Origin of the sequence: Luteimonas marina (genome assembly GCF_007859325.1) — a bacterium.
Classification (GTDB): domain Bacteria; phylum Pseudomonadota; class Gammaproteobacteria; order Xanthomonadales; family Xanthomonadaceae; genus Luteimonas; species Luteimonas marina.
The window spans coordinates 209,300-222,829 of the sequence record NZ_VOHK01000001.1 but is presented as its reverse complement, the minus strand read 5'-3'; the positions used below and the strand labels follow the sequence as shown (position 1 = coordinate 222,829).

Genomic DNA, 13,530 nt, shown 5'->3' with positions numbered 1-13,530 from the left:
GGGTGGCCACGTGCGCATGGCCTTGCATTGCTTGCGGTGGGATGGGCTTCGTCTGCCCCGGGTGCGGCAGCGGACACCGCCACGCCCCAAAAACGAAGCCGCGGCGCATCGCTGCGCCGCGGCGGTGGTTCAGCTTATCGACGCAGGCCGAGTTTCTCGATCAGGGCCTTGTAACGCTCCGCGTCCTTCCGGTGCAGGTAGTCGAGCAGGCTGCGGCGGCGGTTGACCATCTGCAGCAGGCCGCGCCGGCTGTGGTGATCCTTCTTGTGCGTCTTGAAGTGTTCGGTCAGGTGCACGATGCGCGCGGTGAGCAGGGCCACCTGGACTTCCGGCGAGCCGGTGTCGTTGGCGCCGCGTGCGTGTTCTTCGATGATCTTGCTGTTGTCGATGGACATGGTTGCCTCGTAGTCGCGAAACCCGCAGATTCCGTCGCCGCGTCGTCGACGCAGGCGGCGTACCGCACGGTTCGTCATGGATGGTCGGGAAGGTCCGGAGCGGACGCCCCCGGGGGAACGAACGGAAGTGCTTGAAAAAGCCGCGGAATTGTAGCCCCTTCCGGGGTCACGGACAAGGTCGGCGCGCGGCATCGGCCTGGGCGCAGGCCCAGCTGAACAACCGCTGCGGCCGCAGGCGACCCTCGGCCACCTCGCCCAGCCCCAGCGCCCGCCCGTCGGGCCCGAACACCGCGACGCGGCCCGGCGGATGGAAGGCCCCGTCCACCGCCTGCCCCCGGCCCAGGCGCCGGGCCTGGGCCTCGTCGAGTTCGACCGGCGGCCACGAGGCCATGCCCCGCTCCAGCGGCAGCAGGCAGGCCAGCAGGCTGCGGTCGCCGCGTTCGGCCAGCGCCTGCAGTTCCTCCAGCGTCCACATCTTCGGATCGCGGAACGGATCCACCCACAGCCGCCGCAGTTCGGCGACATGGGCGCCGCAGCCCAGCGCCTCGCCGAGGTCGCGCACCAGCGCGCGCACGTAGGTGCCCGAGCCGCATTCGACGTGCAGGCGCAGCTGCGGCGGCACACCGTGCAGGTCGTCGAGCAGGTCGGCGGCCGACTGCAGGGCGAATTCGTGCACGTCAATCTCGCGCTCGTCGACCTCCACCACCTCGCCGCGGCGCGCCTTGGCGTACAGCGGCTCGCCGCCGCGCTTGAGCGCGGAGTAGATCGGCGGGCGCTGGCGGATGCGGCCGCTGAGCGCGCGCAGCGCCTCGTCGATGCGCGGAATGCGCAGCGGCGGCACCGGCCGCTCGCGCAGCGGCTGGCCTTCGGCGTCATCGGTATCGGTGACGATGCCCAGCCGCGCCACGGTGTCGTAGGCCTTGCGCGCGCCGAGCAGCCCGCCGGCGATCTTGGTCGCCTCGCCGAAGCAGACCGGCAGCAGGCCGGTGGCCAGCGGATCGAGGCTGCCGGTGTGCCCGCCCTTCTCCGCGCGGAACAGGTGGCGCACCCGCTGCAGCGCCTGGTTCGAACTCAGCCCGCGCGGTTTGTCGAGCAGCACGATGCCATCGAGCTTCCTGAACTTCGTGCGCGGGCGTGCGGTCATCGCCGGGATTGTATAGGGCGGGGCTGGCCCCGCCTCCATCGATCGCGTCCGGGCGGCGGGCCGAGGTCCGCCCTATGGGTTGTCCAGGTCGGGCAGATCGCGGAGCAGGTTGTCGATGCGCTCGCCGCGGTCGACCGAGTCGTCGTAGTGGAAATGCAACTCGGGCACGTGCCGCATCTTCACCGCGCGCGCGAGGCGGAAGCGGATCTCCGGCGCCACCGCCTTCAGCCCCTTCATCGCCTCGGCGGCGCGCTCGGCCTGCAGCGCGGTGACGAACACCTTGGCATGCGCCATGTCGCGCGTCACCTCGACGTCGGACACGCTGACCGACGGCAGCCCGTGCTCGGCCACCGCCGCGCGCACGAGCGTGCCCAGCTCGCGGCGGAGCTGGGCGGAGACGCGGTCGGTTCGGTGGAAGGATTTGGTGGACACGTGATTGGTGGTTGGTATTCGTGATTGGTGATTCGAAAAATCTTTCCGATCCCGTGGTTCGCAACTGGACCCGTGATCCGCTTTCACGAATCACCAATCACCAATTCACGAATCACGGCGGACGCCTACAGCGTCCGCTGCACCTCGATGCGCTCGAAGCACTCGATCTGGTCGCCCGGCTGCACGTCGTTGTAGGCCTTCACGCCGATGCCGCACTCGGTGCCGTTGCGCACTTCGTCGACGTTCTCCTTGAAGCGGCGCAGCGATTCCAGCTCGCCCTCGAAGACCACCGTGTTGTCGCGCAGCACGCGGATCGGCTTGGCGCGCTTGACCACGCCCTCGACCACCATGCAGCCGGCGACCGCGCCGAACTTCGAGCTGCGGAACACGTCGCGGACCTCGGCGATGCCGATGATCTCCTCGCGGATCTCCACGCCCAGCAGGCCCGAAGCCACCTGCTTCACCTGGTCGATCACGTCGTAGATGATCGAGAAGTAGCGCAGGTCCAGGCCGTTGCCCTCGATCACCTTGCGCGCGGAGGCGTCGGCGCGGACGTTGAAGCCGATGATCGTGGCCTTCGCGGTCGCGGCGGCGTTGGCGTCGGACTCGGTGATGCCGCCGACGCCCGAGACGATCACGTGGATGCGGATCTGCTCGTTCGACAGCGCGGTGAGCGCCTGCCGCAGCGCCTCCACCGAACCCTGCACGTCGGCCTTGATGACCAGGTTGAGCTGCTGCTGCGCCTCTCCCTGGCCCATCTGGGCCATGATGTCCTCCATGCGGTTGCCGGCCTGCGCGACCAGGCGCGACTCGCGCCGCTTGGCCTCGCGCTGCTGCGCGACGTCCTTGGCCAGGCGCTCGTCCTCGACCACGACGAAGTCGTCGCCGGCATCGGGCACGCCCGACAGGCCCAGCACCTGCACCGGGATCGACGGGCCCGCCGACTGCACCTGCGAACCGGTTTCGTCGAACAGCGCGCGCACGCGGCCGTACTGCACGCCGCACACGAGGTAGTCGCCCCTCGAAAGCAGGCCCTGCTGCACCAGCACCGTCGCCACCGGGCCACGGCCCTTGTCGAGCGAGGATTCGATGACCGTGCCCGTGGCGCGGCCTTCGGCCACTGCGCGCAGTTCGAGCACTTCGGCCTGCAGCGAGATCGCGTCGAGCAGGTCGTCGACGCCCTGCCCGGTCTTCGCCGACAGCTCGACCATCTGGGTGTCGCCGCCGAAATCCTCGGCCACGATGTCCTGCGCCAGCAGTTCGTTCTTGATCCGGCCCGGGTCGGCGTCGGACTTGTCGACCTTGTTGATCGCCACGATCAGCGGCACCTTCGCCGCCTTCGCGTGCTGGATCGCCTCGATCGTCTGCGGCATCACGCCGTCGTCGGCCGCGACCACCAGCACCACGATGTCGGTCAGCTTTGCTCCGCGCGCGCGCATCGAGGTGAAGGCGGCGTGGCCCGGGGTGTCGAGGAAGCTGATGACGCCCTTGCCGGTCTCGACGTGGTAGGCGCCGATATGCTGGGTGATGCCGCCGGCCTCACCGGTGGCGACCTTGGTGCGGCGGATGTAGTCCAGCAGCGAGGTCTTGCCGTGGTCGACGTGACCCATGATCGTGACCACCGGCGGACGTGCGACCTTCTCGCCCTGCACTTCCCCGGCGTGCGCCAGCAGCTCGGATTCGGCGTCGTTGCTTTCGGCGGCGACGGCCTTGTGGCCGAGTTCCTCGACCACCAGCACCGCGGTGTCATGGTCGATGCTCTGGGTGATGGTCGCCATGACGCCCATCTTGAACAGCGCCTTGACCACGTCGCCGCCCTTGAGCGCGAGCTTTTGTGCGAGGTCGGCCACGGTGATCGCCTCGCCGATCGCGACTTCGCGCACGACCGGCGCGGTCGGGCGCTCGAAGCCGTGCGGGCCGGCGCCGCTGCGCGACTGCTCGACGTGGCGACGGGCCTTGGGCTTGCCGCGCGAACTGGTGCGGCGCGCGCGCTCGGAGGCGGACAGGTGCAACTGGCCGGCGAAACGCGCCGTGCTGTCGTCGTCCTCGACGCCCGCGACCATGACGTGCGAGCCGCGGTTGCCCTTGTGCTTGGGCCCGGTGCCGCGTTCTTCGCTGCGCGGCGCCGCCGGCTTGGGATGGCCGTGGCCATGGCTGCCCGCCTTGCGGGCAGTGGTGGCGGCCTCGTCCTCGGGCACCGCGGCGGCCGCGAGCTCCGCTTCCTTGCGCAGGCGCTCGGCATCCGCTTCTGCCTGGCGCTGGCGCTCGGCCTCCTCGGCGCGGCGCTTGTCCTCTTCGGCCAGGCGCTGCTGCTCGGACAGGTTGCGCTGGCGCGATTCCTCGAGCTTGCGCAGGATCTCCGCCTGCTCGTCGTTCACCGGCGCCGGCGCGGCCTTGTCGGCCTCGCTCGGCTTGACCAGGGTGACCTTCTTGCGCACCACCACGTCGACGGTGGCCTTGTTCTTGCCGCCGCCGACGGTGATTTCCTGCTTACGCGTGCGGTTTAGCGTGATCTTCTTCGGCGCGACCGCGTCCTCGGCCGGCTTGTCGGCCTTGCCGTGGGTGCGGCGCAGGAAGCCGAGCAGCTTGACCTTCTCGGTGCTGGTGACGACCTGGTCGGGGTCGTTGAACGCCATGCCCGCTTCGGACAACTGCTCGAGCAGCTTCTCCACCGGCGTATTGACCAGGGCGGCAAGCTTGCGGATGGTGGTTTGTTGCGACATTCGGATCCTATGCTCTGTTTGGCGCCCCCTCGCGCAGAGCAAGGGAAGCGCGGATTCTAAGCCCTGATCGGTGCAGGGCGGCGTTCATCGCGAGATCATGCGCCGTGCTCCGGGCGTGTCACCGTGGCGCTCACTCGCCACGCTCCAGGCGGGCGATTTCCTCGGCGCGGGCGGCCAGGATCAGCGCGGCGGCGCGCGCCTCGTCCAGGCCCTCGATGCCGAATTCGACCACTTCGTCGGCGCCGAGGTCGGACAGGTCCTCGCTCGTGCGCACGCCATGCGAGGCCAGCGCATACGCGGTCTCGTCGTCCATGCCTTCCAGCGCGAGCAGGTCCTCGGCGGGCGCGTGCTCGTCGAGTTCCTCCTCGACCGCGAGCGCGTCGTTGAGCAGCGCGTCGCGGGCGCGGGCGCGCAGTTCCTCGACGATGTCCTCGTCGAAGCCCTCGACCGCCAGCAGCTCGCCGACCGGCACGTAGGCGATTTCCTCGACCGTGTTGAAGCCTTCGGCGACCAGGATGCCGGCGATTTCCTCGTCGACCTCGAGCTTCTCCTGGAACAGCTGGCGCGCCGCGGCCTGCTCGGCCTCCGACTTCGCCGCCACCTGGTCCTGGGTCATCACGTTGAGCTGCCAGCCCGACAGGCGGCTGGCCAGGCGCACGTTCTGGCCGCCCTTGCCGATCGCCTGCGCCAGCTTGTCTTCCGCCACCGCGAGGTCCATCGAGTGCTTGTCCTCGTCGACCACGATCGACTGCACCTCGGCCGGCGCCATCGCATTGATCACGAACTGCGCCGGATTGTCCGACCACAGCACGATGTCCACGCGCTCGCCGTTCAGTTCATTGCTCACCGCCTGCACGCGCGAACCGCGCATGCCGATGCAGGCGCCGATCGGGTCGGTGCGGTTGTCGTAGGCGACCACGGCGATCTTGGCGCGGTCGCCAGGATCGCGCGCGCAGGCCTTGATCTCGACCAGGCCCTGGCCGACTTCCGGCACCTCGAGCTTGAACAGTTCCATCATGAATTCGGGCGCGGCGCGGCTGATGAACAGCTGCGGGCCGCGCGGCTCGCTGCGCACGTCGAACAGGTAGCCGCGGATGCGGTCGCCGGCGCGCACGATGTCGCGCGGGATCGCCTTGTCCTTGGGGATGAAGGCTTCCGCATTCCCGCCCAGGTCGACGTAGACGTTGCCGCGCTCCACGCGCTTGACCACGCCGGTCACCAGTTCGCCGATGCGGTCCTTCCATGCGTCGACCACCTGCTGGCGCTCGGCCTCGCGCACGCGCTGCACGATCACCTGCTTGGCGGCCTGCGCGGCGATGCGGCCGAAGTCGACGTTCTCGATCTGCTCCTCGATGTAGTCGCCGATCTCCACGCCCTCGACCTCGTCGACCGCGTCCATCATCCGGATCTGGCGGTCGGGCGACTCCATCACCACGTCGTCGGCGACCACTTCCCAGCGGCGGAAGGTCTCGTAGCTGCCGTCCTTGGGATCGATCGACACGCGCGTGAGCACGTCCTGCTCGGCATAGCGCTTCTTCGCGGCGGTGGCCAGCGCGGCCTCGATCGCCTCGAGGATCACCGCTTCCGGCACCCCCTTCTCGTTGGCGACCGCGTCCACCACCAACAACAGTTCTTTGCTCATCTTCTCGTCAGACCTCTGAAAACCGGCTTGATCCGTTCATCCACGCCGGGCGCATCCGCCCGGCTCCACCTCGCCCCGCCGGCGCAAACGCGCGACGCGGCATCGAAAACCCTAGTTTTGGCGGGACCGCGAAGGCTTCTTCGCCGCCGCCTTGCGCCTCGCCTTCCCGGGACGCGCATCGCCACCCGCGGCATCGCGGGCGGGCGCGAGCCCGAGGGCGGCCCAGTCCGGCACCAGCCGGGCCTTGTCGATGTTGTCCGCCGCCACCGTGAACGGCTGGCCGTCGACATCGAACACGATGGCATCGCCTTCGACCGACACGATCGTGCCCGTCAGCCGGCGGCGCCCGTCCTGCGGCAGCTTCAGCCCGACCTTGGCGCGCTCGCCGGCGAAGCGCGCGAACTGCGCCGGCGCGAACAGCGGCCGGTCCACGCCCGGCGAGGACACTTCCAGCGTGTAGTTGCCGGAAATCGGATCCTCGACGTCGAGCCGGGCCGACACCTCGCGGCTGACCGCCTCGCAGTCCTCGATCGTGACGTGGCGCGCGTCGAGCTCGGCATCGGGCACGTCGATGTACAGGCGCAGCACCGCACCGCCCGGCGAGGGCAGGTATTCGGTGCCGAGCAGCTGCAGCCCCAGCGATTCCACCGTGGGCGCGAGCAGTGCCGCTATTTGCGTCGCCTTGTCCGTCACGTCCGTACCGTGTCCCAAACCCTTCGAAAATCGAAACGTCGAAAACAACAAGGGGCCCGATGGGCCCCTTGTCCTGAATGTCCAGCCGGTCCGGCTGGATTTCGGCATCGAGGCAAGCAGTGACCTCGATGAAGCCCGGTTTCCCGGCATCCGTGGAAAGGCTTCAGCGCCTTCGACGACCCGGTGAAACTGGTAGCGGGGGCAGGATTTGAACCTGCGACCTTCGGGTTATGAGCCCGACGAGCTGCCAGACTGCTCCACCCCGCAGCAGACGCGGAATTATGCGGACGCGCACCGGTTTTGACAACCCCCGGCGTCCGTCGGGGCTGAACGCCGCCCGCTCTCCCGCCGAAGACGGTGGGAGCGCCTTCAGGCGCGCTGCTTTTCGTGTCCATGGCTTGCAGCGGAATGAAAAGCATCGCGCCTGAAGGCGCTCCCACGGTTGCGGGGACGTCAGGCGAACGCCTGCTGGCACCACGCCATCAGCGGGTTCCAGAACAGGCCGAGCCCGAGCAGCGCCAGCGCGTTGACCGAGAACACCGCCTGCAGCGCGCCGGTGCGCACGCGGATCGACTCGCCCGACGGCGGGTCGAAGTACATCACCTTGATCACGCGCAGGTAGTAGAACGCGCCGATCACCGCGAACACGATGCCGACGATCGCCAGCCACAGCAGGTCGCCCTCGAGCGCGGCGCGCAGCACCGCGAGCTTGGCCCAGAACCCGAGCAGCGGCGGGATGCCGGCCAGCGAGGCCATGACCAGCAGCACCATGCCCGCCATCCACGGGCTGCGCGCGGCCAGGCCCTTGAAATCGTCGATGCGGTCCGCTTCGAAGCCGTTGCGCGCCAGCATCACGATGGCGCCGAACGCGGCCGCCGACATGATCGCGTAGCTGATCGCGTAGAACATCGCCGCCGCATAGCCCTCGCTGCCGCCCGAGGCCAGGCCGAGGAACAGGAAACCCACGTGCGAGACCGTCGAGTAGGCCAGCATGCGCTTGAGGTTGGCCTGCGCGATCGCGAACAGATTGCCCACTGCCAGCGACAGCGCCGCGAGCGCGGCGAGCAGGAACTGGGTCTGCTCGTAGGCCGGGCCGAGCGCGACCTCCAGCAGGCGCCACGTCATCCCGAACGCGGCGATCTTCGGCGCCGAGCCGATGAACAGCGTGATCGGGGTCGGCGCGCCGTGGTAGGTGTCGGGCAGCCACATGTGGAACGGCGCGGCGCCGAACTTGAAGGCGATGCCGACCACCACGAACACGGTGCCGGTGAGCAGCAGGGTGCGGTCCTCGCCCTGGATGCCGAAGGCGGCGTCGCGGATCGCGACTAGGTCGAGCGTGCCGGTCGCGCCGTAGACCAGCGTCATGCCGTACAGCAGCAGGCCCGAGGCCAGCGAGCCGAGCACGAAGTACTTCATCGCCGCCTCGGAGGCGAGCGGGCTCTCGCGGTCGGTCGCGACCAGCGCGTACGAGCACAGCGCCAGCAACTCCAGGCCGACGTAGACCATGGTCAGGCTGCCGGCCGAGACCAGCAGCATCATGCCGGCCACCGAGAACAGGACCAGCACCGCGACCTCGCCCTTGTACAGGCCGCGCTCGCGCAGGAACGGCCAGACGTAGGCCAGCGCCACCGCGCTCACGACCAGCAGCGCCAGCTTCAGCACGTCGGCGCCCTCGTCGCGCACGAACATGCCCGACAGCGTGGAGCCCTGCCCGCCCACGTCGAACCACAGCATCGCCGCGGCGACCAGCAGGGTGGCGATCGCGAGCGCGTGGGTGAGCACGCGGCGGCGATCGTCGAGGAACAGGTCCAGCATCAGCAGCGCGAACGCGCCGAACACCACGACCAGCTCGGGCGCCAGCGGCGCGAGTTCGGCGAAGGATCGGACGGGGGGCGTCATCATTGCGGCGGTCATCGCGTGCAGGTCCTCAAAGCTTGCTCATGGCGAGCTGACTCGCGAGCTGCGCGATGGCCGGTTCCATCAGGTCGGTCAGCGGCTTCGGCCACACGCCGATCAGCAGCGTGCCGGCGGCGAACGTGCCGAGCACGATCCACTCCCGGTAGTTGATGTCCTCCAGCTCGGCGACGTGGGCATTGGCCACCTCGCCGAACATCACGCGCTTGACCAGCCACAGCGTGTAGCCGGCGCCGATGATCAGGGTCAGCGCGGCGGCGAACGCGATCAGCGGGTGCTGCTGGAAGCTGGCCAGGATCACCATGAACTCGCCGACGAAGCCCGAGGTGCCCGGCAGGCCGGAGTTCGCCATCGCGAACAGCACCATGAAGAAGGTGAACCACGGCATCACGTTGGCGACGCCACCGTAGTCCTTGATCATGCGCGTGTGCATGCGGTCGTAGAGCACGCCGACGCAGGAGAACATCGCGCCGGAGATGAAGCCGTGCGAGATCATCTGCACCATCGCGCCCTGCAGGCCCAGGCGCGCGGCGTCGACGCTGTTCGCATCGCGGATCAGCGCGAAGGCGATGAAGATGCCCAGCGTCACGAAGCCCATGTGCGACACCGAGGAGTACGCGATGAGCTTCTTCATGTCCTCCTGCACCAGCGCCACCAGGCCGACGTAGACCACCGCGATCAGCGACAGCGCGATCACCAGCCAGGCCCACTCGTGGCCGGCGTCAGGCGTGATCGGCAGGCTGAAGCGCAGGAAGCCGTAGCCGCCGATCTTGAGCATGATCGCGGCCAGGATCACCGAACCGCCGGTCGGCGCCTCGACGTGCGCATCCGGCAGCCAGGTGTGCACCGGGAACATCGGCACCTTGACCGCGAACGCCGCGAGGAAGGCGAAGAACAGCCACATCTGTTCCTTCGACGACAGCGGCAGCGCGTACAGGTCCGGCAGCTGCCAGCTGCCCGCCTTCAGGTACAGGTAGACCAGCCCGACCAGCATGAACACCGAGCCGAGGAAGGTGTACAAAAAGAACTTGATCGACGCGTACACGCGCCGCGGGCCGCCCCAGACGCCGATGATGATGAACATCGGGATCAGCATGCCTTCGAAGAACACATAGAACAGCAGCGCGTCGACCGCCGAGAACACGCCGATCATCAGGCCTTCGAGCACCAGCATCGCCGCGTAGTACTGGTTCACGCGCTTGTCGATCGCGGTCCAGGCGCCGACCAGCACCAGCGCCGTGGTCAGCGTGGTCAGGATGATCAGCGCCACCGAGATGCCGTCGGCGCCGAGGTGATACTGGATGTCGTAGGCCGGGATCCAGGCGCGGCGCTCGAGGAACTGCAGCCCCGTGGCGGCGTAATCGAAGCCGGTGAACAGCGGGATGCTGAGCGCGAACACCGCCAGCGCGATCGCCAGCGACACCCAGCGCGCGGCCTGCGGGCGCTTGTCGCCCAGCGCGAGCACCAGGGCGCCGCCGAGGATCGGCAGCCAGATCAGGAGACTGAGGAGGGGCCAGTTCTGCACGGGGTCAGGTCCAATGGCGGATCAGCACGGCCAGCAGCACGATCAGGCCGACGATCATCGCGAACGCGTAGTGGTAGAGGTATCCGGTCTGCAGGCGGCGCACGACGCCGGCGGCGAAATCGACGAGCTTCGCCGCGCCGTTGACGAACACGCCGTCGATCAGCCGCGAGTCGACCTCGCGCGAGCCCTTGCCGAGGAGCAGGCTGCCGCCGGCGAAGCCCTTGATCCACAGGTCGTCCATGCCGTACTTGTTCTCGAGCACGCGGATCGGCAGGCGCAGCGCGTGCGCCACCTTGGCCGGCAGCTCCGGCTTCCACAGGTACATCACGGTCGCGAGCGCGAAGCCCGCCAGCACCAGCCAGAACGCCGGCGCCATGAAGCCGTGCAGCGCGAAGGCGACCGGGCCATGCCACAGTGCTTCCTTCAGCTGCACCATCACGTCGTGCTGCGCCAGCACCTCGATCGCGCCGGCGAAGAACGGCGTCGCCTCGTGGTGGCCGCCGACGTCGGTGCCGAACAGCATCGGGCCGACAGTGAAGAAGCCGACCGCGATCGACGGAATCGCCAGCAGGATCAGGGGCAGGGTCACCACCCACGGCGACTCGTGCGGCTCGTGGACGCCATGGTGGCCGTGATCGTCGTGGCCGTGCCCGTGGTCGTCGTGCGCGACCTCGCGGAAGCGCTCCTTGCCGAAATAGGTCATGTACAGCAGGCGGAAGCTGTAGAACGAGGTCACGAACGCGCCCAGCAGCACCGCCCAGTAGGCATAGCTGCCGATCCAGCCGCCGCGCTCGGCGCCAAGCTTGGCCGCCTCGATGATCGTGTCCTTCGAGTAGAAACCGCTGAAGAACGGCGTGCCGATCAGCGCCAGCGTGCCGATCACGCTGGTCCAGAAGGTGATCGGCATGTACTTGCGCAGGCCACCCATGCGGCGCATGTCCTGCTCGTGGTGCATGCCGATGATCACGCTGCCCGCCGCCAGGAACAGCAGCGCCTTGAAGAAGGCGTGGGTCATCAGGTGGTACACCGCCGCCGAGTACGCCGAGACGCCCAGCGCCACGGTCATGTAGCCCAGCTGCGACAGCGTCGAATACGCGACCACGCGCTTGATGTCGTTCTGCACCATGCCGATCAGGCCGGTGAAGAACGCGGTCGTGGCGCCGATGAACAGCACGAAGTTGAGCGCGGTCACGCTCAGCTCGAAGACCGGGGACATGCGCGCGACCATGAAGATGCCGGCGGTGACCATCGTCGCGGCGTGGATCAGCGCCGAGATCGGGGTCGGGCCTTCCATCGAGTCCGGCAGCCAGACGTGCAGCGGCACCTGCGCCGACTTGCCCATCGCACCGATGAACAGGCAGATGCAGATCATGGTGGCGACCGACCACTCGTGGCCGGCGAACACCTCGATCACGCGGCCCTCGAGCACGTCGCCCGCGTTCGCGAACACGGTCGCGTAGTCCAGCGTCTCGAAGTACCACAGCACCGCGGCGATGCCGAGCAGGAAGCCGAAGTCGCCGACGCGGTTGACCAGGAAGGCCTTGAGGTTGGCGAACACCGCGGTCGGGCGCTTGAACCAGAAGCCGATCAGCAGGTACGACACCAGGCCCACCGCTTCCCAGCCGAAGAACAGCTGCAGGAAGTTGTTGGACATCACCAGCATCAGCATCGAGAAGGTGAACAGGCTGATGTAGCTGAAGAAGCGCTGGTAGCCGGGGTCCTCGGCCATGTAGCCGATGGTGTAGACGTGCACCAGCAGCGATACGAAGGTCACCACGACCATCATCATCGCGGTGAGCTTGTCGATCATGAAGCCGACGTGCGCCGAGTACTGGCCGACCTCGAAGAAGGTGTAGACGTTCTGGTTGAACGGCGCCGCGCCCTGCACGACCAGCTGGTACAACACGTACGACGACAGCGCACAGCTGACCGCGACGCCGAGGATCGTGACCACGTGCGAACCCGCGCGACCGACCTGGCGGCCGAAGAACCCGGCGACGATCGCGCCCAGCAGCGGCGCCAGCACGATCGCCAGCAGCATCGTCTTGGAGATGGCGACTTCCATACCCGGCATCTGCTCAGCCCTTCAGCGTGTCGATTTCGGCGACGTTGATCGTGCGCCGGTTGCGGAACAGCGTGACCAGGATCGCCAGGCCGATCGCGGCCTCGGCCGCGGCCACGGTGAGGATGAAGAACACGAAGATCTGCCCCGCCTCGTCGCCGAAGTGGCGCGAGAACGCGATGAAGTTGGTGTTGACCGCGAGCAGCATCAGCTCGATCGACATCAGCAGGATGATGACGTTCTTGCGGTTGAGGAAGATGCCCGCGACGCTGATGCAGAACAGCGCGGCGCCGAGCGCGAGGTAATGGCCCAGCGACAGGCCCTGGCCGAACAGGTCCATCATTTCGCCTCCCCTTCACCGGCGGCCGGCTCCGCGGGCTGCGGCTCGGACACCGGCTTCTCGGCCTGCATGCTGACCATGCGGAACCGGTCCCTGGCCTTCACCCGCGCCTGCGCGCCGGGGTTCTGGTGCTTGGTGCCCTCGCGGCGGCGCAGCGTCAGCGTCACCGCGGCGATCACGGCCACGGTCAGGATCAGCGCGGCGACCTCGAACGGCAGCAGGAAATCGGTGAACAGCCGGCGCGCGAGCCAGCTCACGTTGCCGGTGCCCGCGGCCTCGGCCGGGTCGACGCCGAACGGCACGGTGCGCGCCTTGATGCCGATCAGGACCAGCATCTCGACCAGCATCACCACCGCCACCAGCAGGCCGACGGGCAGGTAGCGCACGTAGCCCTCGCGCAGCGGCACGACGTCGATGTCGAGCATCATCACCACGAACAGGAACAGCACCATCACCGCGCCGACGTAGACCAGGATCAGGGCCACGCCGAGGAACTCGGCGCCGGCGAGGATCCAGGTGCAGGCCACGGTGAAGAAGGTCAGCACCAGGAACAGCGCGGCGTGCACCGGGTTCTTGACGCTGATCACCGCGCCGGCGGACATCACGGTCACGGCGGCGAAGGCGAGGAAGGCGAGCAGTGCGAAATCCATGGTCTGTGGC

At 68.2% G+C, this 13,530-nt stretch carries 11 protein-coding genes and 1 tRNA gene; all 12 read right to left on the bottom strand.

All coding sequences use genetic code 11. The features are described from left to right. Positions 1–134 precede the first annotated feature (134 nt). On the bottom strand, positions 135–395 hold the full coding sequence (gene rpsO, locus FQY83_RS01040; RefSeq protein WP_146384302.1) for a 30S ribosomal protein S15: 261 nt from the start codon (positions 393–395) through the stop codon (positions 135–137). Between the two features lie 166 nt (positions 396–561). Beyond that, complete coding sequence (gene truB / locus FQY83_RS01035) at positions 562–1,539, bottom strand: tRNA pseudouridine(55) synthase TruB (protein ID WP_146384300.1); 978 nt, start codon at positions 1,537–1,539, stop codon at positions 562–564. 72 nt (positions 1,540–1,611) lie between these two features. Then, complete coding sequence (gene rbfA, locus FQY83_RS01030; RefSeq protein ID WP_146384298.1) at positions 1,612–1,971, bottom strand: 30S ribosome-binding factor RbfA; 360 nt, start codon at positions 1,969–1,971, stop codon at positions 1,612–1,614. Positions 1,972–2,096: 125 nt separating this feature from the next. Then, entirely contained in the window at positions 2,097–4,694 is a 2,598-nt protein-coding gene (infB, locus tag FQY83_RS01025; RefSeq protein WP_192906653.1) for a translation initiation factor IF-2, read from the bottom strand. Between the two features lie 130 nt (positions 4,695–4,824). Beyond that, complete coding sequence (nusA, locus tag FQY83_RS01020) at positions 4,825–6,336, bottom strand: transcription termination factor NusA (protein ID WP_146384294.1); 1,512 nt, start codon at positions 6,334–6,336, stop codon at positions 4,825–4,827. A gap of 111 nt (positions 6,337–6,447) precedes the next feature. Beyond that, positions 6,448–7,029, bottom strand: coding sequence for a ribosome maturation factor RimP (gene rimP, locus FQY83_RS01015; protein WP_146384292.1), 582 nt, complete (start codon positions 7,027–7,029; stop codon positions 6,448–6,450). A gap of 190 nt (positions 7,030–7,219) precedes the next feature. After that, positions 7,220–7,296: transfer RNA gene (locus FQY83_RS01010), tRNA-Met, on the bottom strand. A gap of 186 nt (positions 7,297–7,482) precedes the next feature. Continuing rightward, the gene (gene nuoN, locus FQY83_RS01005) at positions 7,483–8,931 is read right to left on the bottom strand and encodes an NADH-quinone oxidoreductase subunit NuoN (RefSeq protein WP_146384290.1); all 1,449 of its coding nucleotides are present in this window, start codon (positions 8,929–8,931) and stop codon (positions 7,483–7,485) included. A 25-nt stretch (positions 8,932–8,956) separates the two neighbouring features. Continuing rightward, positions 8,957–10,468: an NADH-quinone oxidoreductase subunit M gene (locus FQY83_RS01000; protein WP_146384288.1), complete on the bottom strand. Its 1,512-nt coding sequence runs from the start codon at positions 10,466–10,468 to the stop codon at positions 8,957–8,959. A 4-nt stretch (positions 10,469–10,472) separates the two neighbouring features. Then, positions 10,473–12,533 (bottom strand): NADH-quinone oxidoreductase subunit L, encoded by a 2,061-nt coding sequence (nuoL, locus tag FQY83_RS00995; protein WP_146384286.1) that lies wholly within the window; start codon positions 12,531–12,533, stop codon positions 10,473–10,475. A gap of 13 nt (positions 12,534–12,546) precedes the next feature. Further along, positions 12,547–12,870 carry an NADH-quinone oxidoreductase subunit NuoK gene (gene nuoK, locus FQY83_RS00990; protein WP_146384284.1) on the bottom strand — a complete coding sequence of 108 codons (324 nt, stop codon included), beginning with the start codon at positions 12,868–12,870 and terminating at the stop codon, positions 12,547–12,549. Next, complete coding sequence (locus FQY83_RS00985; RefSeq protein ID WP_146384281.1) at positions 12,870–13,520, bottom strand: NADH-quinone oxidoreductase subunit J; 651 nt, start codon at positions 13,518–13,520, stop codon at positions 12,870–12,872. Before FQY83_RS00985 ends, nuoK begins: the two co-directional genes overlap by 1 nt. Positions 13,521–13,530 lie beyond the last annotated feature (10 nt).

Excerpts from the sequence above, each read along its gene's own strand:
- infB (WP_192906653.1), bottom strand. The coding sequence starts at position 4,694 with ATGTCGCAACAAACCACCATCCGCAAGCTTGCCGCCCTGGTCAATACG.
- FQY83_RS00985 (WP_146384281.1), bottom strand. The coding sequence starts at position 13,520 with ATGGATTTCGCACTGCTCGCCTTCCTCGCCTTCGCCGCCGTGACCGTG.
- rpsO (WP_146384302.1), bottom strand. The coding sequence starts at position 395 with ATGTCCATCGACAACAGCAAGATCATCGAAGAACACGCACGCGGCGCC.
- nuoL (WP_146384286.1), bottom strand. The coding sequence starts at position 12,533 with ATGGAAGTCGCCATCTCCAAGACGATGCTGCTGGCGATCGTGCTGGCG.
- nuoN (WP_146384290.1), bottom strand. The coding sequence starts at position 8,931 with ATGATGACGCCCCCCGTCCGATCCTTCGCCGAACTCGCGCCGCTGGCG.
- nuoK (WP_146384284.1), bottom strand. The coding sequence starts at position 12,870 with ATGGACCTGTTCGGCCAGGGCCTGTCGCTGGGCCATTACCTCGCGCTC.
- truB (WP_146384300.1), bottom strand. The coding sequence starts at position 1,539 with ATGACCGCACGCCCGCGCACGAAGTTCAGGAAGCTCGATGGCATCGTG.
- nusA (WP_146384294.1), bottom strand. The coding sequence starts at position 6,336 with ATGAGCAAAGAACTGTTGTTGGTGGTGGACGCGGTCGCCAACGAGAAG.